The sequence below is a fragment of the Pseudarthrobacter kochi genome, from assembly GCF_055412805.1.
Map to the genome: position 1 here is coordinate 36,336 of NZ_JBVAYV010000008.1, position 24,192 is coordinate 60,527.

At 69.5% G+C, this 24,192-nt stretch carries 18 protein-coding genes; 5 read left to right on the forward strand and 13 right to left on the reverse strand.

Annotation, left to right across the window (positions count from 1 at the left end; translation table 11 throughout):
* Nucleotides 1-16 precede the first annotated feature (16 nt).
* The 3 genes from ACZY0Y_RS06340 to nudC form a co-directional block, all read right to left on the reverse strand.
* Complete coding sequence (locus ACZY0Y_RS06340; protein WP_463881720.1) at nt 17-676, reverse strand: M48 metallopeptidase family protein; 660 nt, start codon at nt 674-676, stop codon at nt 17-19.
* A complete protein-coding gene (locus ACZY0Y_RS06345; protein WP_463957178.1) occupies nt 676-2,817 on the reverse strand; it encodes an ATP-dependent DNA helicase UvrD2 in 2,142 nt (713 codons plus the stop codon). The genes ACZY0Y_RS06340 and ACZY0Y_RS06345 overlap by 1 nt, the downstream gene beginning before the upstream one ends.
* A 150-nt stretch (nt 2,818-2,967) precedes the next feature.
* The gene (gene nudC / locus ACZY0Y_RS06350; RefSeq protein WP_463957179.1) at nt 2,968-3,951 is read right to left on the reverse strand and encodes an NAD(+) diphosphatase; all 984 of its coding nucleotides are present in this window, start codon (nt 3,949-3,951) and stop codon (nt 2,968-2,970) included.
* Between the two features lie 350 nt (nt 3,952-4,301).
* Between nudC and ACZY0Y_RS06355 the strand changes: the two genes are divergently transcribed.
* Nucleotides 4,302-5,681, forward strand: a complete 1,380-nt coding sequence (locus ACZY0Y_RS06355) for a macrolide 2'-phosphotransferase (protein WP_463881723.1) — start codon at nt 4,302-4,304, stop codon at nt 5,679-5,681.
* On the opposite strand, the gene ACZY0Y_RS06360 is transcribed toward ACZY0Y_RS06355, so the two are convergent.
* The 3 genes from ACZY0Y_RS06360 to ACZY0Y_RS06370 are packed head-to-tail and all read right to left on the reverse strand — an operon-like array spanning nt 5,678 to nt 12,953.
* Complete coding sequence (locus tag ACZY0Y_RS06360; protein ID WP_463957129.1) at nt 5,678-9,205, reverse strand: ATP-dependent helicase; 3,528 nt, start codon at nt 9,203-9,205, stop codon at nt 5,678-5,680. The genes ACZY0Y_RS06355 and ACZY0Y_RS06360 overlap by 4 nt on opposite strands.
* Nucleotides 9,202-12,540 (reverse strand): ATP-dependent helicase, encoded by a 3,339-nt coding sequence (locus ACZY0Y_RS06365; RefSeq protein WP_463957130.1) that lies wholly within the window; start codon nt 12,538-12,540, stop codon nt 9,202-9,204. Before ACZY0Y_RS06365 ends, ACZY0Y_RS06360 begins: the two co-directional genes overlap by 4 nt.
* On the reverse strand, nt 12,537-12,953 hold the full coding sequence (locus ACZY0Y_RS06370) for an MGMT family protein (protein WP_463957131.1): 417 nt from the start codon (nt 12,951-12,953) through the stop codon (nt 12,537-12,539). The genes ACZY0Y_RS06365 and ACZY0Y_RS06370 overlap by 4 nt, the downstream gene beginning before the upstream one ends.
* Nucleotides 12,954-13,015: 62 nt before the next feature.
* Here ACZY0Y_RS06370 and ACZY0Y_RS06375 point away from each other — a divergent pair, with 62 nt between their 5' ends.
* The 4 genes from ACZY0Y_RS06375 to ACZY0Y_RS06390 all read left to right on the forward strand — a co-directional run bounded on the left by ACZY0Y_RS06375 (nt 13,016) and on the right by ACZY0Y_RS06390 (nt 16,536).
* On the forward strand, nt 13,016-13,726 hold the full coding sequence (locus tag ACZY0Y_RS06375) for a 3'-5' exonuclease (protein ID WP_463957132.1): 711 nt from the start codon (nt 13,016-13,018) through the stop codon (nt 13,724-13,726).
* A gap of 372 nt (nt 13,727-14,098) precedes the next feature.
* A complete protein-coding gene (locus ACZY0Y_RS06380) occupies nt 14,099-15,034 on the forward strand; it encodes an ABC transporter substrate-binding protein (protein WP_463881935.1) in 936 nt (311 codons plus the stop codon).
* Nucleotides 15,035-15,037: 3 nt separating this feature from the next.
* The gene (locus tag ACZY0Y_RS06385; protein WP_463881737.1) at nt 15,038-15,802 is read left to right on the forward strand and encodes an amino acid ABC transporter permease; all 765 of its coding nucleotides are present in this window, start codon (nt 15,038-15,040) and stop codon (nt 15,800-15,802) included.
* On the forward strand, nt 15,799-16,536 hold the full coding sequence (locus ACZY0Y_RS06390) for an amino acid ABC transporter ATP-binding protein (protein ID WP_463957133.1): 738 nt from the start codon (nt 15,799-15,801) through the stop codon (nt 16,534-16,536). Before ACZY0Y_RS06385 ends, ACZY0Y_RS06390 begins: the two co-directional genes overlap by 4 nt.
* A 121-nt stretch (nt 16,537-16,657) precedes the next feature.
* On the opposite strand, the gene hemL is transcribed toward ACZY0Y_RS06390, so the two are convergent.
* Genes hemL through hemQ form a run of 7 tightly spaced genes read right to left on the reverse strand, consistent with a single transcriptional unit; the run spans nt 16,658 to nt 24,095 of the window.
* On the reverse strand, nt 16,658-17,989 hold the full coding sequence (gene hemL, locus ACZY0Y_RS06395) for a glutamate-1-semialdehyde 2,1-aminomutase (protein ID WP_463881742.1): 1,332 nt from the start codon (nt 17,987-17,989) through the stop codon (nt 16,658-16,660).
* An 18-nt stretch (nt 17,990-18,007) separates the two neighbouring features.
* Nucleotides 18,008-19,117, reverse strand: a complete 1,110-nt coding sequence (locus ACZY0Y_RS06400; protein WP_463957134.1) for an LLM class flavin-dependent oxidoreductase — start codon at nt 19,115-19,117, stop codon at nt 18,008-18,010.
* Nucleotides 19,117-20,097: a porphobilinogen synthase gene (hemB, locus tag ACZY0Y_RS06405; RefSeq protein ID WP_463957135.1), complete on the reverse strand. Its 981-nt coding sequence runs from the start codon at nt 20,095-20,097 to the stop codon at nt 19,117-19,119. Before hemB ends, ACZY0Y_RS06400 begins: the two co-directional genes overlap by 1 nt.
* Nucleotides 20,094-21,095: a uroporphyrinogen-III synthase gene (locus ACZY0Y_RS06410; protein WP_463957136.1), complete on the reverse strand. Its 1,002-nt coding sequence runs from the start codon at nt 21,093-21,095 to the stop codon at nt 20,094-20,096. Before ACZY0Y_RS06410 ends, hemB begins: the two co-directional genes overlap by 4 nt.
* Nucleotides 21,096-21,115: 20 nt before the next feature.
* Nucleotides 21,116-22,114, reverse strand: a complete 999-nt coding sequence (gene hemC / locus ACZY0Y_RS06415; protein WP_463957137.1) for a hydroxymethylbilane synthase — start codon at nt 22,112-22,114, stop codon at nt 21,116-21,118.
* Complete coding sequence (locus tag ACZY0Y_RS06420; protein WP_463957138.1) at nt 22,111-23,385, reverse strand: ferrochelatase; 1,275 nt, start codon at nt 23,383-23,385, stop codon at nt 22,111-22,113. The genes hemC and ACZY0Y_RS06420 overlap by 4 nt, the downstream gene beginning before the upstream one ends.
* Nucleotides 23,382-24,095 carry a hydrogen peroxide-dependent heme synthase gene (gene hemQ / locus ACZY0Y_RS06425; RefSeq protein ID WP_463881756.1) on the reverse strand — a complete coding sequence of 238 codons (714 nt, stop codon included), beginning with the start codon at nt 24,093-24,095 and terminating at the stop codon, nt 23,382-23,384. The genes ACZY0Y_RS06420 and hemQ overlap by 4 nt, the downstream gene beginning before the upstream one ends.
* Nucleotides 24,096-24,192 lie beyond the last annotated feature (97 nt).

The window sequence follows — 24,192 nt, forward strand, 5'->3', positions numbered from 1 at the left end:
AACAGTGGCTGCCGCGCTAGTCGGAGAAGGCGGCAGAACCGGTTTCATCGATGTCATCGATGTCATCACCGTCGCCGGCGGGCATGAGTCCGCGGGAGGTGGCGAAGGAGACGCCTTCGAGGAAGGCCTTGGCCCGGCCGGTTTCCGGGTAGGCCTCGAGCAGCCGCCAGAAGGCGGCGTTGTGGCCGGCGACGAGCAGGTGCGCCAGCTCATGCAGCAGCACATAGTCGATGACCCATTGCGGCATGGGTTGAAGCTTGTCCGACAGCCGGATGGTCCCGTCCGACGGCGTCGCTGATCCCCAGCGGGAGTTCTGGTTGCCCACCCAGCGGACCGAGGACGGTACAGCCCGGCCGCCAAAGTACTTGGCGGAGAGCTCGGCGGCGTGCGCCGCCAGGGCGGCATCGCTGCGCGGACGGCGCCGTCCGGCGCCGCGGGTCCCGCGCTCCCCCTGGAGCCGCAGCTTTTCGAGCATCCGGTGCACCCACTCGCGTTCCTGGGCGCGGCTGAAGGAGGCCGGGATGGCGACCACGGCGGTGCCGTTTTCCCAGAAGGCGGCCACGGTGCGGCGGCGCCGGGCGGACCGGCGCACTTCCACCGGGGCGCCGTCGGCCGTGGTCAACGGTGTGCCGGCGGGTGCTGCCGGGCTGCCTGCCCGCGTGCTGGCGCCGGCCATCAGAGCGTGGTGCTTTCGACCAGCACGGCCAGCACTGCTTCGCCGTACTTCTCCAGTTTGGACGGGCCCACCCCGGGGAGGGTGGCGAGCTGTTCGAGGGAGTCGGGACGGGCTTCGGCAATGGCGGTGAGTGTGGCGTCGGTGAACACCACAAAGGCGAGGACGTCGGCTTCGAGCGCTATCTCCTTGCGCCACTGCCGGAGCGCGTCGAAAGTCTGCTCCTCGTAGCTGGGCGGGCACTGGTTGCAGCGGCCCACCTTGCGTTCGGCGCCGGACGAGAGCATGGTCCCGCAGACCCGGCACGTGGCCGGCACGGCAGCCTTGCGGCGCGGCGCCGCTCCCTTGCCGCGCACCGATGAGCTGGCCACCGAGTCGGGTCGCAGGCCGTCCAGGAAGCGTGAGGGCTTCCGGTTGGCGCGCCCTCCGGGGGTCCGTGCGGTGGACCAGGACAGGAACAGGTGTTCCCTGGCCCGGGTGATCCCCACGTACAGCAGGCGGCGTTCCTCGTCCACGGATTCCGGGCTGTCGGCGAAGGAGATCGGCATGAGCCCCTCGCTGAGCCCGACCAGGAATACTGCGTCCCATTCGAGGCCCTTGGCGGCGTGCAGCGAGGCGAGGGTGACGCCCTGGACGGTCGGAGCGTGCTGGGCGAGGGAGCGTTCCTGGAGTTCGTTCACGAAGTCCGAGAGGGTGAACTGTACGCCGCGGCTGATCACAAGTTCGTCGGCCAGTGCGACGAGCGCAGCGAGCGATTCCCAGCGCTCCCGGAGCGCGCCGCCGCTGTGCGGGGCTGCGTCCGTGTAGCCCAGCGAGGCGACAATGTCGCGGACCAGCTGGCCGAGCGGCTCAGGGCTGGCGGTTTCGGCGACGGCCCGCGTGGCCGCCCGCAGCTGCAGGATGGCATCGCGGACTTCCTTGCGGGCAAAAAACCGTTCCCCGCCGCGCAGCTGGTAGCCGATCCCCGCGGAGGCCAGGGCCTGCTCGTAGGCCTCGGACTGACCGTTGGTGCGGAACAGCACCGCGACCTGGCTGGCCGGCGTGCCGGCGTCGAGGAGTTCGCGCACCTTGACCGCCACGGTTGCGGCCTCTGCCTCGTCGTCGGAGCATTCGGTGAATTGCGGCACCGGCCCGGCCGGGCGCTGCGCCACGAGCTGCAGCGGCGTGGCCCAGGCGGCGTCGGCGACGGGACCCCCGCTGCGCCGGCCGGCCAGCAGTTCATTGGCCAGCCTCACCACCTGCGGGGTGGAGCGGTAGTCGCGGATCAGCTTGACCACGGTGGCCTCGGGGTACTGGGCCTTGAAGCCGAGCAGGTGCTTGGGCGAGGCGCCCGTGAAGGAGTAGATGGTCTGGCTGGCGTCGCCGACGACGCAGAGCTCGTCGCGGCCGCCGAGCCAGAGTTCCAGCAACCGCTGCTGGAGCGGCGAAACGTCCTGGTACTCGTCGACGACAAAGTGGCGGTACTGCTCGCGGACGGTGGCGGCGACCTTCGGGTCCTCCTGCAGGATGCCCACTGTGATCAGCAGGACATCCTCGAAGTCGATCACGTTCCGGTCCGTCTTGACGTCCTCGTAGGACTGGAAGACACGGGCGACGGCGGTCAGGTCAAAGCCGCCCGGGGTGCCGCGGCCCTGGGCTTTTTCCAGGTAGTTGGCGGGGGTCAGCATGGACACCTTGGCCCACTCGATTTCGGAAGCCAGATCGCGGATCGAGGCGCGGTCGGTGCTGAGGCGCAGCCGCCGGGCCGCTTCGGCAATCATCTGGGCCTTGTGGTCCAGCAGGTTGGGCAGGACGCCGCCAACGGCCTGGGGCCAGAAGAACTGGAGCTGGCGCAGCGCGGCCGCGTGGAAGGTGCGGGCCTGGACGTTGCCGACGCCGAGGTCGCGGAGGCGGCTGCGCATTTCAGCCGCTGCCCGCGAGGTAAACGTGACGGCCAGGAGCCGCTGCGGGCTGTAGACGCCCGAGTGCACCCCGTAAGCGATGCGGTGCGTGATGGCGCGGGTCTTGCCGGTTCCGGCGCCGGCGAGGACGCACATGGGACCCTGCAGGGTGCTGGCAACCTCGCGCTGTTCGGCGTCGAGGCCGCCGAGGATGCGCTCCTCGAGGGAACGGTTGTCCGGCGCCGGAGGTTCAGTGTCCGGCACCCCGTCGCCGGGCTGGCCGGCCGGGGAGCCGCTGGACTGGAAGAGATCTGTGTTCACTGTTGCTGCTCAGTCGTTCGAGGGTGTCCGGTGGAGGTGCGGCGGGGTGGGATCCGCGGCGCGGGGGTGCTGCCGCGTGGTGTCACGGGCGCCTCATGCGCTGTCCGGACGGTCCTGGATGACCCCGCCGTACCAGTGCTCGATGAGGGCGCGGGCGATGGACAGCCTGCTGGAGATGACGATCTCGCCGCTGAGTACCGCCTCCTGCAGCTCGCTCCGGCTGAACCAGCGCGCCCGGGTGACCTCGACGCCGTCGGGTGTTGCTTCGGTGTCGGCGGTTGTGGCCGTGAAACCAAGCATCAGCGAGGCCGGGAAGGGCCAGGGCTGGGACCCCAGGTACTGGCAGGCGTTCACCCGCACGCCGACTTCCTCGCCGATCTCGCGGACCACTGCTTGTTCCAGCGATTCCCCCGGTTCGACGAAGCCGGCCAGGGTGGAATAGTTCCGGGCGTCAAGGGGGCCGCCGCCGCCGAGCAGCAGCCGGCCGTCGGGACCTACGACGGTAACGATGATGGCGGGGTCGGTGCGCGGGTAGTGTTCCGAGCCGTCCGCAGGGCAACGACGGACCCAGCCTCCCGCCTCCGGCGCGGTGGCGGCGCCGCAGCGCGGGCAGTGGGTGTGGGTGGCGTGCCAGTTGGCGATGGCGCTGGCCTCGATGAAGATGGCGGTGTCCGTGGGGTCCAGGGTCGCGGCGACGTCACGGAAACCCGCCCACTGCGCACCCTCGGGGATGCCGGCAATGTGGGCTTCGAATTCCTCGGCCTGGACCTCAAATTGCTGTGGCAGGACAAAAAGGACCAGATGGGTGCCCGCCTCGAGGTCCGAACCGGGCAGGGCTGAGCCCAGGTAGATCAGCTGTTCCGGGGCATAGGGGGTGTCCTGCAGGTGCCGGGCAAGTTCGGCCGCATCCAGCAGCACCAGGCTGTTGCCGTTGACGAGGGCCTGCCGGCCGGAGAGGACCATGGCCCGTGCGCCCCCGGCGGTCAGGAGCTCCTCAAGCATTCCGGGCTTGAGCCGCGCGGCGGAGCCACGGTCAACCAGCGCCGGGCGCACCGGGAGGACAGTGTCCTTGAGCAGGTTCGCAGCCGGGCCTGGGTGCGGGGAGACTGACGTGCCCTCGCGCGGCTGGCTCTCCTGTGCTTGATTCCTGGGTGCTTGATTCCTGGGTGCTTGATTCCTGGGTGCTTGATTCTTGGGTGTTGGGTTTTTGGGTGCCGGTGACTCCGCAAGACTCATGTTCCTACCGTACTGACTCCCGCTGACAATTCACATTTTTCCCCGGCGTATGTGGGCATCCACGCCCGCCCCCGCGGCCGGCGTTACGGCACAGCCCGGCAGGGCATCGCATTGCCGCAAATTATTCCCGATCTTTCAGACTCGCCGCGGTGCATCGCCGTCTTGGGCGCCGCTCAATCTACCGTGGAACAGTGAGAAGAAAACCAATCGAACTGGCAGCTGTGGCAACCGCGGCGGTCCCCGGGCTGACCCCAACCGCCGTCAGCTCTGCGCCCGACGATCCGGCTGACTTCGATTCGGCTCTCCTGCTGGACTCCGAAGGCAAGCGCTGGCGCGTCCGCTCGCCGCGCCACGCCGAGGCCAGCGCCCGGCTGGAAACGGAATTCCTGGTGTTGCGCGCCTTCGTCCCCGGCATCCGCGCCGAGCTTCCCTTCCTGATGCCCACCGTGGCCGGGACCGTACGGCAGGGTCCGCTGAGTACGTTCGTCTACTCCCACCTGGCCGGCTCGACCCGGTCGGTCGAGGATCTCGGCGCCGCAGCACCTGCCGTGGCCCGCGAAATCGGCGCGGCCCTCGCCGCCATCCACGACTTGCCCCACTCGCTGGTCAGCAACGCCGACCTGCCGAGCTACACCCCCAATGAGTTCCGCCAGCGCCGCCTCAACGAACTGGACCAGGCCGCGACCACCGGCAAGATTCCGCCGCTGCTGCTCCGCCGCTGGGAACACGCCCTTGAGGACGTCTCCCTGTGGCGCTTCAATCCGTGCGTGGTCCACGGGGACCTCCACGAGGACAACCTGCTGGTCGACGGCGACCGTGTGACCGCCGTGACCGGCTGGACTGATCTGCGGATCGGCGACCCGGCTGACGACATGGCCTGGCTGGTCGCGTCCAACGACCAGGACTTCGTGGACGCCGTGCTGGCGCACTACACCTCGTCCCGGCGCGACGTGCCCGACGCGCACCTCCTGCGGCGTGCGGCGCTCTCCGCCGAATTCGCCCTGGCGCAGTACCTCGTCAAGGGCATCGCCGCCGGGAACACGGACATGATCGGCGAGGCCGAGTCCATGCTCACCGCACTCGCCGAAGACGTCGCGGAACACGGCGGCCAGCCGATCAGCGTTGAGCCGCTCCCCCAGCCGGCTCCGGACGCTCCAACTGGCCAGGCTCCGGAGGCCACGGGTCCGGAGGATGTGCCTCTGCCGGCCGTGAGCAAGGTGACCCTGTTGGCCACCGACGCGGCCTCCGGGCCTGCAGCGGTTCCCTCCAGCACCGCGATGCCCGCCGTCCACGTGTCGCCGATCCCCCTGGGAACCGTTGACGGTTCAGAGGGCGGGGACAGTGCCGCCGCGGGCGGTGGGCCTGCGAACAGCAGAGTCTCCAGCGTCTCCGTGACTGCGATCCCCGACGGCGAACGGGCCGCCGAGCCAGCCGACGAACCGGCCGCCGGGGAAGGCGCGGCGGCCGAGACCTCAACCCAGTCGATCGCCGTCGTCCAGGCGGCCGGGACCGGCCCGGCAGAGGACACCTCGACCACCGCGCTCACAGTGGTCGAGGCGAAGTCCCCCTAGCCGGTCCCCAGGGCCGCGGCGACGATTTGTTCGAGCCGTTCCGCTGAGCCCAGATCGTGCGGCCGCACCACCTGGTTGTCAGCCACGTAGTAAAACGCCGCCCGGACCTTCTCCAGCGGGACGCCCTTGAGCCGGGCCCAGGCCAGCCGGTACACAGCCAGCTGGACGGCTTTGGTCTTCAGCTGGGCAGCGGACGGCCGGCGGCCGGTCTTCCAGTCCACCAGGTCCCAGCCGCCGTCGGCATCACGGAAGACGGCGTCGATCCGGCCGCGGACCACGACGTCACCGATCCGCGTCTCCACCGGAACTTCAACGTGGGCCGGGGCGCGGTTGGCCCACTCGGACTGGCGGAACGTTTCCACCATGCTGTCCAGACCGTAGGCCGCGTCGATGTGGTCGTCCGAGCCTGCCGCCTCCCCCAGGTCCAGCATGCCGGCGGCACCGAAGTACTCCTCCACCCAGGCATGGAAGGCGGTGCCCTTGCGGGCGGACATCCCCGGTTCCCGCGGGACCGGACGCCGCAGCCGGGCGACGACGGAGCCGGCGTCATCCTCCAGATCCACCAGCGTGGACGCGGAAATATGGCCCGGCAGGTGCACATCCTGCACCGTGGTCCGGCGCGAGCGGCGTTCCAGCAGGGTTGCTGCCTCGTTTGCCCAACCGCCGGCCGGGCCGCGCAAAGGCCTGCGCTTTGCCGGCCCGGCCGCTCCGGCACCAGTTGCGGCATCGGCGGCGGCCGGCCCTGCGGCCTCCAGCAGCACGTCCGTGTCCAGGGACTGCAACACCCGTTCCGCGGCAGACTGCATGGCCGCCCGCCGGCCCGGCACCAGCCGCAGCCGCGCTCCCGTGCGGGGATCGACCGGCCCTTCCAGGGGATCATACGGCCACCCCGCGACCTCCAATTCCGAGGTCAGCGGGCTCTCCTCCGGCAGTGATTCCTCGCTGACGGACAGCGGGTGGATCCCGGCAGCGTCGTCGGCAACAAGCACCTCGAGTTCGGCCAGGAAGGGCGACATGTCCGCGAGCCCGGCGCGCGAGCCCACCCAGGCGGCGCTGGAAACCCAGAGCACGTGTTTGGCCCGGGTGTAGGCCACATACGCGAGCCTCCGCTCCTCCGCCTCGCCGTGGACCTGCACGGCGGACTTGAACTCCTTCTCGGCGTCGAGCCAGCCTTTTTGGTCCGGGTGTTCGAGGTCCCATTGCGGCAGGTCCGCGCGGTCCCCGCGCAGCGGCCAGGGCAGTGCGGCGCTGCCGCTGCTCCAGCGCGAATCCCGGCTGCTGGGGAAAGCCCCGGCGTTGAGCCCGGGCACGAACACCACATCCCATTCCAGGCCCTTGGAGGCATGCACGGTCAGGAGCTGGACTGCTTCATGGTTCACTTCCGGCGCAGCGGCATCCAGGCCGTTCTCCTCGGCGGCCGCGGCCTCCAGCCAGGCCAGGAAAGCGAGCACGTCGACCCGCTGGGAGGTGTGCAGGAACCCGGCAGCAGCGTCCTGGAAGGCGTCCAGGTTGCGGCGGGCCTGATGAATGCTGATCCCGGGCCGGGCCGCGACTTCGATATCCAGGAGCATGGCCCGCTCCACCTCGCCGAGCAGGGTGGTGAGGTCATCGCCCATGTAGCCGCGCAGCTGCCGGAGTTCCGCCGAGAGCCGGTGGAGCCGCTCCAGGGCTTCAGCGCTGAGCTGGCGGCCGTGCGCGGAAGTCCAGCCCTCGCGCGGCAGCCAGTCGAGGGCTTCGACGAGGCTGGCGGCGTCCGTGAGGTCGCCCTCGATCACCGCCGCGGGCACGTCGTCATCTCCGGCGTCAGCGGCGTCGTCGTCTGTGCTGCCGGGGCGGCCGCGGCGCCGGGCGAGGAAGCTGGACCAGTCCCGCAGCGCCATCAGGTCCGCGGGCCCGATCCGCCAGCGCGCCCCGGCCAGCAGGCGCATCAGCGAATCGGACCGGCCCGGATCGGCCAGCACCCGGAGGGTCGCAACCAGGTCGACGATCTCGGGGGTGTCCAGCAGACCGCCGAGGCCGACGATCTCATACGGGATTCCGCGCACCTCGAATTCGCGGCGGATACATTCCATCTGGGCACGCCGTCGGCACAGCACCGCCATAGCAGGCGGCTCAGGCTCCGCTGGCGACCCGGAAAAGTCGGTCACCCGGAACTTCAACACGTCGCCTGCGATCGCCGCGGCCTCGTCCTCATCGGTGCCAAAGCGGCCCAGCACCACGCGGCCCTGGACCGCGGCCGGGCTGGGCTGCAGCGGCGGAACCTCGACGCCGCCAGCTGTGTCCCGCTCACCGGCCGGGCCGGTGTGCGCCGCGGCCTTGCTCAGCGGCGCCGAAATGACGTTGGCGGCAGAGAGGATGTTCCGGCCGTTGCGCCACGCTGTGGTGAGGTACGACGTCGGCGCGACGACGAAGCGCGCAGTGCTCTCGGCGTCCGCGTCGGCGTCGGGAGCGACGTCGCCGGTCCCGAGCCGCACCGGAAATTCGCGGACGAAGTGGAAGAGCTGGCCGGCGGAGGCGCCGCGGAAGCCATAGATGGACTGGTTGGGATCCCCTACCGCCGTGACCGCGTGGCCGTCGCCGAACAGCCGGGAGAAGAGGACCAGCTGGGCATGTGACGTGTCCTGGAATTCATCGAGCAGCACCACTTTGTAGCGCTGGCGTTCCGTTTCCGCGGCGACCGGGATCTCGTTGGCGACGCGGGCGGCGAGGGCCACGAGGTCGCCGAAGTCGAGGGCACCGCGGGCGCGCTTGGCGTCCGTATAGCGTCCCACCATCCCGGCGACGCTGGCCCGTGTGCGCAGCAGGCCGCTGAGTTCGCCCGCGGCCTGGCTGGGATTCTTTTTAGCGGTGGCCAGGTAGGGCAGCGCCTCGAACTCGGCCACCCGGTCCAGCAGCCAGCGGCGGACCCCGGCCGGGTCCTGGAGATGCTCGGCGCACTCGCCGGCGAGCTGGATTACGGCCTTGACCAGGGTGGATTTGGCGGACCGGAAGTGTTCGTAGTCGCCGTCGAAGGCTTCCACGACCTCGCTGGCGAGCTGGAAGGACTGGGCGCCGCCGAGCAGCACGACGTCGCGTTCGACGCCGAGCCGGAGACCGTAGTCGGACACGATGCCGCTGGCGTAGGAGTGGTAGGTGGAGACCTTGGGTTCGAGCGCGTCGGTGCTGAGCAGCCCGGCGGGGAACACCTGGTCCCGGGTGTCGGCCGCGGCGATGCGCTGCAGCGCGGACAGCTTGGCGCGGATGCGGGTGGCCAGCTCCCCGGCGGCCTTGCGGGTGAAGGTCACCCCGAGGACTTCCTCCGGCCGGACCCAGCCGTTGGCGACCAGCCAGACCACGCGGTCGGCCATGGTGGCGGTCTTGCCCGAGCCGGCACCGGCAATGACGAGCCGGGGTGACAGGGGCGAGGAAATGATGTGCGACTGTTCGGCGGTGGGGCTGTTCTTCTCCCCGAGCATGGCGGAGAGCTCCTCGGGGGTAAACCGCGCAGTGGGAAGGGCGACGGGATGGGTTGTTTCGGCGCTCATTCGGTAACCTGCTTTCCCCGCAGGCACAGCGGGCAGACTTCGGGAAGGCGGCAGCCGTGGCCGCCGTGGCCGCCCTTTGAAGGATCGTGCCGGGCCTCAAAGGTGTTTCCGGACATGACCAGGGCGGCATCGCCGACCATGTCCAGTGCCCAGTTCCCGGCGGGATCCAGCGGCGGCTGGGCCTGGATGCCCGGACTCTTGGTGGTGGTGCCGAGCTGGGCCAGGACGGCCCCGCCCGGCAGCGGCGGCGGGCCGTCGTCGGGACCGACGAAGCCTCCGGCCAGGACTGCCGCCTGGTAGGCGCCCAGTTGCGGATGCCGCTCGAGGTCGGCTTTGCCGGGCTGCCGCTTGCCGGTCTTGAGGTCCACAACGACCAGCCTGCCCTCGGCGTCGATCTCGAGCCGGTCGACCTGGCCGCGCAGCACGGCCGGCCGGGCCGGCCAGGGTTCGCCGCCGGTGCCGGCCTCAGCGCCGGCGCTTCCGGCGGGTGCCACAACGTCCGGGAGTTTGACTTCGAAGTCCACCTCCACGCCGGCCAGGGACCGGCCTTCGCTGCGCATCACCAGCACGTACTGGGCGAGCTTCCGGACCATGGTTTCGGCGCGCTGGAAGTCGAGCTTGCCCTCCCAGTTGTCCTTCATTCCGAGCGCGGGCCAGCGCCGGACAAGCTCCGCCACGTATTCGCTGCCGGAGGCATCGGGCAGGTCCTGCGCGATGGCATGGACGAGGGTGCCCAGGCTGCGCGCAAAGTCGGTGGCGGCCTCCCCGCCGGCGGCCTGGACGAACCAGTCCAGCGGCGATTTCTGCACGGTCTCCACCTTCGACGGCGAGACATAAACGGTGCCGCCCGGCGGAACGACGGGTTCGTCCGTGGACAGCGGAGCAAGGCCCCACCAGCTCGCGGGGTGCGCGCCGGGCACGCGGGGCTCCGCCGCGGCCAGTGCGCCAAGGACGGCGCTGGCTTCCATCGCTTCGGGGATTCCGGCGTCGAGCTGGGCGTACTGGCGCAGTTCGGCGACGAGCGCGCGCAGGGTGAGCGGGCGCTCCACCGGGGTGAAGCCGCGCCGGTCCTGGTCCGGGCCCAGCGGCGCCACGTAATCCAGGAACGACGACGGCTGTTCGTCCTCGGAGGACACGGCGGTGCAGATCAGCATCTCTTTCGCCCGGGACACCGCGGTGGAGAAGCTGCGGAGCTCGTCATAGCGGATCTCGCGCAGCCTGCTCAGGGGATCCAGCTGCAGGGCATATTCCACGCCGTGTTCGACGGCGTCCGCGAACAGCGTGCTGCCGAGCAGTTCGCCGCGGAGCCTCGTGTTGGGCCACACGCCTTCCTGCAGGCCGGGGACGATGACCACGGGCCATTCGCGGCCGGCTGCGCTGGCCGGCGTCATGAGTTCGACGGCGTCCTCCAGCTGGGCCCGTGCGGCGAGGGTGTCCATCGGGAGTTCCTGGCTGAGCAGGTACTCGAGGAACTGCTCGGGCCCCGAACCGGGCAGCTGGTCCACGAAGCGCTCGGCGGTGTGGAAGAGGGCCATCATGGCATCGAGGTCCCGGTCCGCCCGGGCCCCGGCCGATCCCCCGGCCAGCGCCGCGTCGGTCCAGCGCGAGGCCAGGCCGGTGGAGTTCCAGAGCGCCCACAGCACCGTTTCGGCGTTGCCGCCGGGCGCCTGGGCTGCGTCCCGGCCGGCCCGGATCATCCGGGCAATCCGGCGTGCGGACTGTCCTTCGATGCCGAGGGTCGCCAGCGCGCCCGGTTCCAGCAGGGCCTCCACGAGGAGCACGTCGCTGGTGCGGCCCCCGCCGCCCAGGAGCTCCTCCCGGCGCAGGGACTGGCGCAGGCGCCGCAGCTCGATCGCGGTGGATCCGCCGATCCGCGAGGTCAGCAGTGCCACCGCTGCCTCGGGGCCCAGCACAGCCGGATCCAGGGCCACCGCATAGGCATCCAGCAGGGGCCGGACGGCGACCTCGTCACGGACGGCGGATTCAGCCACCGGGATCCGGACCGGAATGCCCTGGCCGGCGAGGTAGCGCTGCAGCTGGCTCAGCTGGCCGCCGTTGCGCACGATCACGGCGATGTCACCGAGTTCGCGGCCGTCATTGAGCTGGGCTTCGAGGATCCGCTGCGCCACGTAGCGCAGTTCGTGCACCGGCGAGGGCAGAAGGTGGGCTTCGACGGCTCCGTCGGACGATTCGTGGGCAGGAGTCCGGGCCGGATCCTGAGCGTGGGGCTGGGGCTGGGGCTGGGGCTGTTCGAGGCGGCGCGCGGCCTGCCCGCCGGCGCGGCTGGAGATCCGTCCGGCGACGGAGAGCCAGGCGTCCGCGAGAGCCGGGGCATGGCGGTGCGCGGTCCGGAGCGGCCGCTCCAGGACGGTGCCTCCGGCGGGGGCCAGCAACCAGGGAAGCTCGGCCACGAGGTCCGGGCGGGCGCCACGGAAGCCCTGCACCACGGTGTCCGGCGATGAGGTGATAAAGGCCTCCTTGCCCGCCGCGATGTCCGCGAGCAGTTCGAATACAGCCGGATTGGCTTCCTGCATGTCGTCCACCAGGATCAGCTGGAGCCTGTCGCGTTCGGCGGCGAGGAAATCCGGCTCGTCCTGGAAAATCTGCCGGGCTGCGGTGATGATGCCGGCCGGGTCGAAGGATTCCGGCATGCGCAGGTCCAGCACGTCGCGGTACTCCGCATACAGTGCGGCCGCAGCAACCCAGTCCGGGCGGTGGCAGCGCCGGGCCAGGACGACAAGGTCCTCGGCGGTCCGCCCGGATTCGATGATCCGGTCAAAGAGCTGGCGGACTTCCTGCCGGAAGCCGCGGGTCTGCAGGGCAGCGCCCAGGTCCTCCGGCCAGGGCAGCTCGAGTCCGGGCTGCGCGTGGCCTTCGAGCAGTTCCTTGATGATGAGGTCCTGCTCCGGGCCGGACAGCAGTTTCGGCGGGCGCGGCAGCGGCAGGATCCCTTCCGCCTTGGCACGCCGGATCAGGTCGAAGGCGTACGACGCCCAGGTGCGGGCCGGCGTCGTACTCAAGCTGCGGTCCAGGCGCGCGGTGAAGCGGTCCCGGAGCGAATCGGCGGCGAGCCGTCCGGGGGCGAGGATGAGCATGCGTTCCGGATCGAGTCCGTCCCGCTGCGCGCGCCGGACGGCGGCCTCGACGAGCACGGTCGATTTGCCGGTCCCCGGCGCCCCGGGGACAAGGACCGGGCCGGAGCCGTGCGGGACGTCGACGGCGGCGAGCTGGTCCGCCGTCAGCACGGGGACCGCGTTGTGCAGCGTCCGGGGCGGGAGCAGGCGAAGTGTTGATGTGGGCAGGCGGGACTCGGGGTTCTTGCTGGGGAGGCTCACACAGTCATTTCATCATCAGGGACCGACAGTTTGCGCAAGGTGCGTTCCAGCCGCTCGGCCACCGCGTCGATCCGGTCGAACTCACCGTCGCTCGGTGCCCAGCGGGCCGCCGTCAGGTCCACGCGCCAGCGCCCCTCGCCGCTGTGAAGGTACCCGGTGTAATTTCCCAGCAACGGAGTGCCTTCCAGGAGGTACCGGGTGAGGGCCTCACGTTCATGTCCCGGAGGTGCGTCACCGCTGGCCTTCAGGACCCGCCACCAGGGCACCGCGCTGCCGTGGTGGCTCATGACGGAACCGATCTGCCGGGCGCCGCCGGAACCGAGGAGCTCGGCGACGTCGCCGTAGGCCACTGCGGAGCCGGCCGGGATCAGTGCCACCACGTCCAGCACCGCCTCCACGTACTCCATCCTCATGACACAAGCCTAGCGGCCGGGGGTGGCGCAGTTCTGTCGGTGGCAGCAGGTAGCGTTGAAGCATGAGCACCTGGAACACCCTCCCCCGCGCAGCCTTCGACCTTGAAACCACCGGGCGGAACTCACGCGCCGCGCGGATTGTCACGGCGTCCATCACCGTGGTGGACTCGGACGGCGGAGTTATCAAGGAGCACGAATGGCTCGCCGATCCGGGGGTCGAGATCCCCACCGAGGCCAGCGACATCCATGGCGTCACCACTGCGCGGGCCCGCAGCGAGGGCCGCCCTGCCGCGGAAGTGACGCGGGAGGTCGCCGCAGTGCTCCAGGAGCTCTTCGACACCGGGGTCCCGGTCATCGCTTTCAACGCCAGCTACGACTTCACAGTGCTCGCCGCCGAATCGGCCCGCTACGGCGTACCGCAACTGAGCCGTTTCCCCGTGCTGGATCCGTACATCATGAACAAGCAGGTGGACCGGTACCGCAAGGGCAAGCGCACCCTCACCGCCCTTTGCGAGGAATACGGGGTCAACCTGGACAACGCCCACACCTCGGCAGCCGATGCCCTCGCCACCCTGCGCATGCTCGACGCCATGGCAGGGAAGTTCCCCAAGCTTCGGATGCCGGCGAGCCACCTGCACCAACTCCAGGTCGAGTGGGCCTCCGCCCAGGCCTCGGATTTCCAGACCTACCTGCGCAAGACCAAGCCCGCCGCCGTGATTGAAGGTGACTGGCCGGTGCTGCCGCCCGAGGACGCCAGCCGCGGCGACTTCTAGGCCGCCAGGACTTCTTAAAACGAAACTTTGGGCAGCGCGACGCCGGTAACTAGACCTCCGGGACCCGCAATTCCAGCGATTGCGACGGAACTCACACCGCAAGGGCCGCCCAGCGGCCGCACCTGCCCCAGCCATTCGTTCCGTTGCACCCGGCCTGCGGTGCTTAGATATCGGGGCTCTGCGCTGCGCGCGTGAAACAAATTCGGCGCCAGCAATTCGGACCGTGCACTAATTCGATTTGAATCGGCCGCCGGGTCAAGTGACACAATTATATTTTGCGGCTTGCCTGCCCCTTGGGGCGCCCAAGCCCTGAGCCGGGGCACGATATTACTCCCCCGCGACCCACTAACTTCAGACGAAAGTGATTGCGTGATGAAATCCAAAGCCATGAAGTGGCTGACTACTGTTCCTGTGGCGATCGCCGTAGCCGTCTCCCTGGCGGCCTGCGGCGGCGGATCAGCGCAATCGTCCGCGTCCCCGACCGATGCCTTGGCCGGCAGCGACCAGACCTCGCTGGACAAGTACACGACCAAGGACGTCACCCCCCTGGACAAGATCGACAAGTCCAAGCTCGGCCTCCTGAGTGAGGGAACCCTCACGGTCGGCACCCTCTCGGACGCCCCGCCGAACATCTTCATCGACCCGTCGGGCAAGTTCACCGGCTACGACAACGAGCTGCTGCGCGCCATCGCGGAAAAGCTTGGCCTCAAGGTCGAGTTCAAGGCGACCGGCTTCGCTTCCCTGCTCTCCCAGGTCCAGAACAAGCAGTTCGACCTGGGTTCGTCCTCGATCTCCACCACGGACGCCCGCCGCAAGACCGTGGGATTCACCAACGGCTACGACTTCGGCTACATGGCGGTTGTCGCCAAGAAGGATGACAAGGTCAAGGGCTTCAAGGACCTGACCAAGGACACCCGCATCGCGGTCGTCCAGGGCACCGTGCAGGACGACTACGTCACCAACACGCTGCAGATCGAGCCTGTCCGCTTTGAGGACTACAACACGGCCTATGCGAACCTGAAGAATGGGCAGGTCGACGCCTGGGTCGCTCCGTCCCAGCAGGCCACCGGCCAGGTCAAGGAAGGCGACGGCACGGTCATCGCCGAGTCGGTCGTCAACACCCAGAACTTCACCGCCTACGCCGTGAACTCCGGCAACCAGCCGCTCACCGATGCCCTGAACTCCGGCCTCGACGCCGTGATTGCCGACGGCACCTGGTCCAAGCTGACCAAGGAGTGGTACCCGGACCGCGAAACCCCGGCCACGTGGTCCCCGGGTTCCAAGGCTGTCACCGTCCCGAAGTCCTGATCCATGGATGCACTCGATCAACTCGTCAAGACCTTCTTTGACTGGGAGGCGATGGCAGCTGTCCTACCCAAAATGGTTACGGTCGGCCTGCCCAACACCCTCATCCTGGCGGTTTCCTCGGGCGTGCTCGGGTGCGTCCTGGGCATGATCCTGGCCGTTATGGGCACGTCCCGCATCACTGCGCTGCGGTGGCTCTCCCGGATCTACACGGACGTCTTCCGTGGCGTCCCCGCGATTGTGATCATCCTCCTCATCGGCCTCGGGCTCGGACCGCTGGTCCGGTTGACGACCGGATCCACTAACCCGTTCCCGCTTGCCATCTTCGCCTTGACGCTGATGGCAGCGGCCTATATCGGCGAGATCTTCCGGTCAGGCATTCAGAGCGTGGAAAAAGGACAGATGGAAGCGTCCCGGGCGCTGGGATTCAGCTATGGATCCTCCATGCGTCTTGTGGTGATTCCGCAGGGGATCCGCCGCGTGCTCCCGGCCCTGGTCAACCAGTTCATCGCGTTGATCAAAGACTCGTCCCTGGTCTACCTGCTCGGCCTGCTGGCCAGCGAGCGCGAGATCTTCCGCATTGGCAATGACGCCGCCGCCAACACGGGGAATCTCTCGCCGCTGATTGCTGCGGCCTTCATGTACCTGATTCTGACCGTTCCGCTCACCCACCTGGTCAACTACATCGACAACCGCCTGCGCACCGGCCGGCCGGAGAAAAAGCAGCCGGACGACGCCGCAGCCCTGATCGGGAAGGGAGCACAGCCATGAGCGACTTCGCGTCCGGCTCGCTGACCGGCAAGAACCTGCACCTGTCCTTCGGATCCAACCATGTCCTGCGCGGTATCGACCTGCACGTCGATAAGGGCACCACGGCGTCCGTGATCGGCCCCTCCGGTTCCGGCAAGTCCACGCTCCTGCGGGTGATGAACCGCCTGATCGAACCGGACCAAGGCGACATCCTGCTCGATGGGCGGTCCGTGCTCAAGGACAACCCGGATGAACTGCGCCAGCGCATCGGCATGGTATTCCAGCAGTTCAACCTGTTCCCGCACAAGACCGTGGTGGAGAACGTCTCTCTCGCGTTGCGCAAGCTGCGCAAACTCCCGGCCGAGCAGGCCCGGGCCGAAGCCCTGGAGCAGCTGGACCTGGTCGGGCTCAAGCACAAGGCGGACGCCCCTCCGGCCAACCTGTCCGGCGGGCAGCAGCAGCGCGTGGCGATCGCACGGGCGCTGGCCATGAAGCCGGAAGTCATGTTCTTTGACGAGGCCACTTCAGCCCTCGACCCGGAGCTGGTCAAGGGCGTTCTGGCGCTGATGGCCGACCTCGCCAAGGGCGGCATGACCATGGTTGTGGTGACGCACGAGATGGGCTTCTCCCGCAACGTTTCGGACACTGTGACCTTTATGGACGCCGGCGTCGTTGTGGAGTCCGGCCCGCCGGAACAGCTCTTCACGGATCCGCGCACGGAACGCCTGCAGGGCTTCCTCTCGGACGTCCTCTAGTTAGCAGGTCAGCAGCTTAACCACTTTGGGCACCCGCCGCGGCGGGTGCCCAAAGTGCTTTAACCGACGACGCCGGAACGGGCCGCCGTACTATTGCTGCGTCTTATTGGGGCGTCCGGCGCTACGCCTTCGCGGAAGCCGCCGCCTTCGCGGCGGCGGGCAGGGCGTCGAAGATCCGGTTCATTGCGGCGTCGTCGTGCGCGGCGGACAGGAACCATGCTTCGAAGACCGACGGCGGCAGGTAGACCCCGGAGTCCAGCATGGAGTGGAAGAACGGCGCGTAGCGGAACACTTCCTGGCCCTGGGCGTCGTCGTAGTTGTGCACGCCGCGGGCGGAGGTGCCGAACGCCACCGAGAACAGGTTCCCGGCCCGCTGGATCGAGTGGTCCACGCCTGCGGACTCCAATGCCGCGGACAGGGCCGCGGAGAGCTCCAGTGAGCGGGCGTCCACGAAGGAGTAGACCTCTTCGGTGGCGTGGGTAAGGGTCGCGACGCCGGCGGCCATCGCCACCGGGTTGCCGGACAGCGTGCCGGCCTGGTAGACGGGTCCCAGGGGCGCGAGGTAGTCCATGACGTCCGCGCGGCCGGCGAGGGCCGCCGCCGGCATTCCGCCGCCGATGACCTTGCCGAACGTCAGCAGGTCCGGGGTCCAGGGCTGGGCGGCGCCGGCCGCGCCGCCGGTGAGTCCCCAGTAGCCCGAGTAGCCGGTCCGGAAGCCCGTGAGGACCTCGTCGAGGATCAGCAAGGCGCCGTGCTCCCGGGTGATGCGGGACAGGCCGGCGTTGAAGCCCTCGCCCGGGGTGACGACACCCATGTTGGCCGGGGCCGCCTCGGTGATGACGGCGGCGATGTTCCCGCCGTGCTTGGCGAAGGCGGCCTCGACGGCGGCGAGGTCGTTGTAGGGCAGCACGAGGGTCTCGGCGGCGGTGGCGGCCGTGACGCCGGCGGAGCCCGGCAGCGCCAGGGTGGCCAGTCCGGAGCCGGCGGCGGCGAGCAGCCCGTCGAGGTGGCCGTGGTAGCAGCCGGCAAACTTGATGATGAGGTTCCGGCCGGTGAAGCCGCGGGCCAGCCGGACGGCGGTCATGGTCGCCTCGGTGCCGGTGGAGACCATCCGGACCCGTTCGGCGGCGGGGACGCGCTCCTGGACGATTGCCGCGAGGTTGGCCTCATCCGGCGTCGAGGCGCCGAAGGACAGCCCGCGGTCGACGGCGGCGTGGACGGCGGCGAGGACGGCCGGGTGGGCATGTCCCAGCAGCGCCGGGCCCCAGGAGCAGACCAGGTCCACGTACTCCGCGCCGTCGGCATCGGTCAGGTACGGGCCCTTGGCGGAGACCATAAAACGCGGGGTCCCGCCGACGGAGCCGAACGCGCGGACCGGGGAGTTGACCCCGCCCGGCATCAGCTGGCGGGCACGGTCGAAGAGTTCCTCGTTGCGAGGATGGCTGGAAGTCATGGTTCCTATTCTTTCAGGTCAGTTCTGCGGTGAAGCCCCGGCCAGCAAAGCAGCCAACCGTGGGGCCACCTCGGTGCCGAACAGCTCGATCGAGCGCATCATCGCCTTGTGCGGCAGGGTCCCGTTGCTGTACTTGAGGTCGAAGCGGTCCACGCCGAGGTTCTTTTTCAGCAGGGCGATCTTCGTGGCGACGGTGTCCGGGGAGCCCACGTAGAGGGCGCCCTCGGGGGTGCACATGGCGTCAAACTCGGCGCGGTTGCCCGGACCCCAGCCACGCTCGGAGCCGATCAGGTTGCGCTGGGCGAGCCAGTGCGGGAAGAACTCCTCCCGCGCGTCCTCGTCGGTGGCGGCAATGTGGCCGGGTGAATGCGTGCCCATCTGCTGCATCGGGTGGCCGTATTTGGCCATCGCCTCGCGGTAGAGGTTGGCCAGCGGGGCGAAGGACCGGGGCTGTCCGCCGATGATGGCGAAGATGATCGGGTAGCCGTATTCGGCGCAGCGCAGCACCGATTCGGGGGTTCCGCCGACTCCGATCCAGGCGGGCAGCAGGTGGTGTTCCAGCGGCGGGTACGCGCTGAGCCCGTTGATGGCCGGCCGGGTGCGGCCCTCCCAGTGGATGGGCTTCTGGTCGCGGGCCTTGCCGAAGAGCTCCAGCTTCTCCTCGAACAGGACCTCGTAGTCGGCCAGGTCGAGGCCGAAGAGCGGGAAGGACTCCACAAAGGAGCCGCGTCCCAGCATGACCTCGGCCCGGCCGTTCGAGATGGCGTCCACGGTGGAGAAGCGCTGGAAGACGCGGATGGGGTCATCGGAGCTCAGCACGGTGACAGCGGAGCCGAGCCGGATGTGCTTGGTCCGGGCGGCCGCCGCGGCGAGGAAGACCTCGGGGGCGGAGACGGCGAAGTCGCGGCGGTGGTGCTCCCCCACGCCGAAGGCGTGGAGCCCCACCTCGTCCGCGAGTTCGGCCTGTTCCAGCAGCTGCCGCAGCACTTGGGCGTGCGGGACGGGGTGCCCGTCGGGGAAGACCCCGACGTCGCCGAAGGTGTTCAGCCCCAGCAGGATGCGCCCCGGGCCCACGGGGGCCGTGGGGTTCGACGCGGAGGCGGGGTCCGTCGCTGTCACGGTGTTCATCAGGACTCCTTCAGCCAGCCGGCGAGTTCGCTGGCCCAGTAGGTCAGGACCATGTTGGCCCCGGCCCGTTTGATACCCAGCACGGATTCGGTGATGGCCGCGCGGCGGTCGATCCAGCCGTTGGCGGCGGCGGCCTCGATCATGGAGTACTCGCCGGAAATCTGGTAGGCGGCGACCGGCACCGGGCTCATTGCGGCGACGTCGGCGAGGATGTCGAGGTAGCTCATGGCCGGCTTGACCATCACCATGTCGGCGCCTTCTTCGAGGTCCAGTTCCACTTCGAGGATCGCTTCGCGGCGGTTGGCGGCGTCCATCTGGTAGGTGCGGCGGTCGCCGGTGAGCTGGGAATCGACGGCTTCGCGGAACGGCCCGTAGAACGCTGAGGCGTATTTCGCGGCGTAGGCGACGACGGCGGTGTTGGTGTGGCCGGCGTCCTCGAGGGCCTGCCGGATCACGGCGATCTGTCCGTCCATCATCCCGGACGGGCCAAGGACGTGTGCGCCGGCCTCGGCCTGGGCCACGGCCATCCGGCCGTAGATCTCCAGCGTGGCGTCGTTGTCCACGTAGCCGTTGGCGTCGAGGACGCCGCAGTGGCCGTGGTCGGTGAATTCGTCCAGGCAGACGTCGCTCATGATGACCAGCTCGTCGCCGACCTCGGCCCGGACGTCCCGGATGGCCTTGTTCAGCACGCCCTCGGGGTCCAGCGAGGCGGTGCCGGTGGCGTCGCGGACGGCGGGGATTCCAAAGAGCATAATGCCGCCGACGCCGAGCCCCACTGCCTCGCTGGCGGCACGCTTCAGGGTGTCGGTGGTGTGCTGCTGCACACCGGGCATCGAGGCAATGGGGTTCGGCCCGGCCAGGCCTTCACGGATGAAGGCGGGCAGGATCAGCTCCGAGGCCGAGAGCCGGTGCTCGGCCGTCAGCCGGCGCATGGCCGGGGTGGTGCGCAGGCGGCGGGGACGGTGGGTCGGGAAGCTCATATGGTGTCCTTTGCTGTGGGCTCTGCGACTGGCTGGTGGGGTGGGGACGGCTGGCTTGCCAGGGACCGGACGACGGCGGCAACCAGGCCGGAGGCGGTGGGTTCCCCGGCAACGGCGGCGACGGTGAGGCCGAGCGACTCGGCCTCGGCGGCAGTCGACCGTCCGATGGCGACGAAGCGGCAGGAGCCCAGCGGGGCGAGGTCCTCGTGGATGCGCCGGGCAGCGCTGGGGGAAGCGGCGACAACGGCGTCGAGCCGGCCGGCACCGATTTCGGCTTTCGCCTGGTCCGGGGTCAGGACGGCGGCTCCGTTGTCCCGGTCTGCCCCGGGGACAGGCTGCGCTGCCGGCTGGCAAACGGCAAGGCTCCGGCCCGGGTCGGCCGGGTAGTCCACGGTGCGGTACGCGGTCACGGCCTGGACGAAGGCGCCCCGTGCCTGAAGTCCGCGGCATAGCCGGGGGTCGGCGATGTCTGCCTGCGGCAGGAGCACGCTGCCCTGGTGCTCGGGCCAGATGTCGAGGAGTCCCGCGCCGGACTGCTGCCCCGTGGGCGCCAGATCGACGGCGACATCCCGGGATTCGAGGAAGCGGCGTGTGGCGGGCCCGACCGTGGCCACCAGCAGGCTGCCCGGGAGCCAGCGGCTGAGGGTGGTACCCCGTTCGGCGGCTTTGGCCTCGAGCGCCTGGACCGTGGTCACACTGCTGATCACGAGCCAGTTGTAGGCACCGGCGCCCAGGGCATCAAACGCGACATCCAGGGAGTGCTGGTCGCTGGCGACCTCAAAGTCAATCAGCGGCAGCAGCAGGGGCTCTGCGCCGACGGCGCGCAGGGCGCTGACAAGGTCCGCCGCGCGGTCAGGACTGCGGGCGACAAGGATCCGGGCGCCGTCGGGCGCCCTCATGCCGCCCTGCCCGCCCTGGCCGTCCTGTTCGCCGGTGACCCGGACGTCGCGGGCACCGGGGGTGCGGGCGTCGAGGTTTCTGGCACGGTGCCGTCCCATGAACTGGAGAATTCTGCGGATCAGGATGCGGCCAGGTCCGCGATGTCAGCGGCCCCGCGGGCCAGCAGGACTTCGGCGAGCTCGATCCCCAGCAGGGTTGCGCCGACCTCGGTGAGTCCGTCGGTGGCCTTCCTGTCCCGGACAGTGGCTGTTCCGTCGACGGCGCAGACCACGGCTTCAAGGTGCAGCAGGCTGCCTTTGCGGTAGGCGTAGGCGCCCACCGGCGCGGCGCAGCCGGCTTCCAGGCGGGCCAGGAGCGCCCGCTCGGCCGTGACGGCAAGCCGGGTGTCCGGGTCGTCGAGGGCGGCGAGGGCCTGCGCCAGCACGCCCTGCGAGCCTTCGGTGGATCCTGCCTTGCGCGGCGCATCGGCGGAGCGGCACTCGATCGCAAGGGAACCCTGCCCGGCGGCAGGCAGCATGACTTCGGTTTCGAGGTACTCGCTGACGGCGTCGAGCCTGCCGATCCGATGCAGACCGGCGGCGGCGAGCACAACGGCGTCGAGGTCGCCGCTCTTGCCGTCGACGACGGCGTCGGTGCTGTTGCCCGGCAGTCCGGGAACGCGGCCGAGCCGGGTGTCGACGTTGCCGCGGATGTCGCGGATGTCCAGGTCCGGGCGGGCGGCCCGCAGCTGGGCTGCACGCCGCGGGGAACCCGTGCCCACAGTGGCGCCGGCGGGCAGGTCGGCGAGCTTGAGCCCGTCGCGGGCGCACAGCACGTCGCGGACGTCGACGCGTTTCGGCGTGGCCGCAAGCGTCAGCCCGAGGGCTGAGCCGGTCGGCAGGTCCTTGAGCGAGTGCACCGCGACATCGCATTTGTCCTGCAGCAGGGCATCGCGCAGGGCAGCGACGAAGACGCCGGTGCCGCCCATCTGGGACAGCGATCCGGTGAGGACGTCGCCGTCGGTCCGGATGTGGACCAGTCCGACCGGGAAGCCGCCGACGGCGGTCAGCTGGTCCGCTGTCTGCTGGGTCTGCGTGAGCGCCAGCTTGCTCGCGCGTGTTCCGATCCGCACGGTCACGGCGTGTCCTGGTCCCCCGCCGGAGCGGTTGTGCCGGCGGCCGCCGGGTAGGGGTCGTGGCCGGTGCCGATGGTGGTGTCCGCGCCCGAAATGGTGGGCTTTTCGCCGCGGAAGTTGGCGCAGCAGCCCGGGCGGCAGACGTCATACCAGGGCCCGAGCTCGGTCAGGTGCGGCCGGTCGGCGATGTTGTTGGCGGCGGTCCGCTCGCAGATCAGGTCCACGATGCCGCCCACGAACTTGCGGTGCGTCCCGGGCGTGGGGACCCGCGTGGCGGCGAGGCCCAGTGTGGCGCAGGTTTGCAGGGCCTCGGTGTCGAGGTCCCAGACCACTTCCATGTGGTCGCTGACGAAGCCGAGCGGGACGATCACGATGCCCTTGACGCCCTGGCTCGCGAGTTCTTCGATGGCGTCGTTGATGTCGGGTTCCAGCCAGGGCACGTGCGGTGCCCCGGACCGGGACTGGTAGACGAGGGACCAGGGTGCGGTGTCGCCGGTCTCGGCCTCCACCCGGCGGATGACCTCGGTGCCGGAGGCCAGGTGCTGCGCGACGTAGGCGGAGTCTTCCTCGAAGTGGCGCGGTTCGGCGTCGGAGCGGCCGGCGGCCTCGGCGTCGCGGGTGGGGATGGAGTGGGTGGCGAACAGGATGTGGACCGGCGCGTCGGGGGTGCCGGCCGCGGCCAGCTGCGCACGGACGTCGGCGAGGCCCTTGGCGGTGCCTTCGATGAAGGGCTCGACGAAGCCGGGGTGGTCGAAGTACTGGCGGACCTTGTCCACTTCGAGCTTCCCGTCGAGCCCGGTCTCGGTCAGTGCGACGCCGATGTCCTCGCGGTACTGGCGGCAGCTGGAGTAGCAGGAGTAGGCGCTGGTGGTGACCATGAGGATCTTGCGGTGCCCGGCGTCGTAGATGTCCTGAAGGGTCTGCGGGATGTACGGGGCCCAGTTCCGGTTGCCCCAGAACACCGGCAGCTCGATCCCGCGGGCGGCGAGTTCAGCTTCGATGCCGGCCTTGAGATCACGGTTCTGCTGGTTGATCGGGCTGATGCCGCCGTTGGCGCGGTAGTGGTGCGAGACCTCTTCGAGCCGCTCGTCCGGGATTCCGCGGCCGCGGGTGACGTTGCGCAGGAACGGAAGGACGTCGTCCTGGCCTTCGGGGCCGCCGAAGGAGGCGAGGAGCACGGCGTCGTAGGCCTTGGGGGCCATCCGGCCCGCTTCGGTGACCTCGTTCAGGACTGTTTCGCCTGTGGCAGTGTTCTGGGGATCCAGCGGGCTCATGAAAGGACCTCGGCGATCTCGGATGCGTTCACACGGCGGCCGGTGTAGAACGGGATTTCTTCGCGGACGTGGTGGCGGGCTTCGGTGGCGCGCAGGTGGCGCATCAGGTCCACCAGGTCCACCAGGTCGGGGGCTTCCAGGCCCAGGATCCATTCCCAGTCGCCGAGGGCGAAGGAGGACACCGTGTTGGAGATGACCTGGGGGAAGTCCCGGCCCAGCATGCCGTGGTCGCGGAGCATGGCGCCGCGTTCGGCGTCGGGAAGCAGGTACCACTCGTAGGAGCGCACGAAGGGGTAGACGCAGAGCCACTCTGCCGGTTCCACCCCGCGGGAGAAGGCGGGGGTGTGGTTCTTGGCGAACTCGGCTTCCCGGTGCACGCCCATGGCGGACCAGGCAATCTCGGTGCCCGCGAACAGTTTGCTGCGGCGGATGTCGCGGACGGCACGCTGGAGGGCTTCCGGCTGGGGGCCGTGCAGCCAGACCATGATGTCCGCGTCGGCGCGCATCGCCGAGACGTCGTAGCTGCCGCGGTGGACCACTCCGGCCTCCGCCAGGCGTGCGGTGAGGGCGTCGAAGTCCTCAGCAGCATCGCCGCTGCGGAGGACATCGGCGGAGCGCTTGAAAACCGTCCAGAGCGTGAAGAACTGCTCGGCTGATTCTTCGCTTGCTGATTCAGTTTTAGTGACAGTTTCGGCAGAAGTGTGGCTCATGGATACCAGTCTGCCCCTTCCCCTCAGCTAAGTCGAAATGAAGCACTTCTACAGTGCGTAGAAGTGCTTCATTTCACATTTGGCTGGGGCAGGGGCC

What these genes read in the sequence shown, in the direction of transcription:
- ACZY0Y_RS06340 (WP_463881720.1), bottom strand. Translation starts at nt 676, where the DNA reads ATGGCCGGCGCCAGCACGCGGGCAGGCAGCCCGGCAGCACCCGCCGGC.
- ACZY0Y_RS06360 (WP_463957129.1), bottom strand. Translation starts at nt 9,205, where the DNA reads ATGAGCGCCGAAACAACCCATCCCGTCGCCCTTCCCACTGCGCGGTTT.
- ACZY0Y_RS06370 (WP_463957131.1), bottom strand. Translation starts at nt 12,953, where the DNA reads ATGAGGATGGAGTACGTGGAGGCGGTGCTGGACGTGGTGGCACTGATC.
- ACZY0Y_RS06375 (WP_463957132.1), top strand. Translation starts at nt 13,016, where the DNA reads ATGAGCACCTGGAACACCCTCCCCCGCGCAGCCTTCGACCTTGAAACC.
- ACZY0Y_RS06380 (WP_463881935.1), top strand. Translation starts at nt 14,099, where the DNA reads ATGAAATCCAAAGCCATGAAGTGGCTGACTACTGTTCCTGTGGCGATC.
- ACZY0Y_RS06385 (WP_463881737.1), top strand. Translation starts at nt 15,038, where the DNA reads ATGGATGCACTCGATCAACTCGTCAAGACCTTCTTTGACTGGGAGGCG.
- ACZY0Y_RS06390 (WP_463957133.1), top strand. Translation starts at nt 15,799, where the DNA reads ATGAGCGACTTCGCGTCCGGCTCGCTGACCGGCAAGAACCTGCACCTG.
- hemL (WP_463881742.1), bottom strand. Translation starts at nt 17,989, where the DNA reads ATGACTTCCAGCCATCCTCGCAACGAGGAACTCTTCGACCGTGCCCGC.
- ACZY0Y_RS06400 (WP_463957134.1), bottom strand. Translation starts at nt 19,117, where the DNA reads ATGAACACCGTGACAGCGACGGACCCCGCCTCCGCGTCGAACCCCACG.
- hemB (WP_463957135.1), bottom strand. Translation starts at nt 20,097, where the DNA reads ATGAGCTTCCCGACCCACCGTCCCCGCCGCCTGCGCACCACCCCGGCC.
- ACZY0Y_RS06410 (WP_463957136.1), bottom strand. Translation starts at nt 21,095, where the DNA reads ATGGGACGGCACCGTGCCAGAAACCTCGACGCCCGCACCCCCGGTGCC.
- ACZY0Y_RS06420 (WP_463957138.1), bottom strand. Translation starts at nt 23,385, where the DNA reads ATGAGCCCGCTGGATCCCCAGAACACTGCCACAGGCGAAACAGTCCTG.
- hemQ (WP_463881756.1), bottom strand. Translation starts at nt 24,095, where the DNA reads ATGAGCCACACTTCTGCCGAAACTGTCACTAAAACTGAATCAGCAAGC.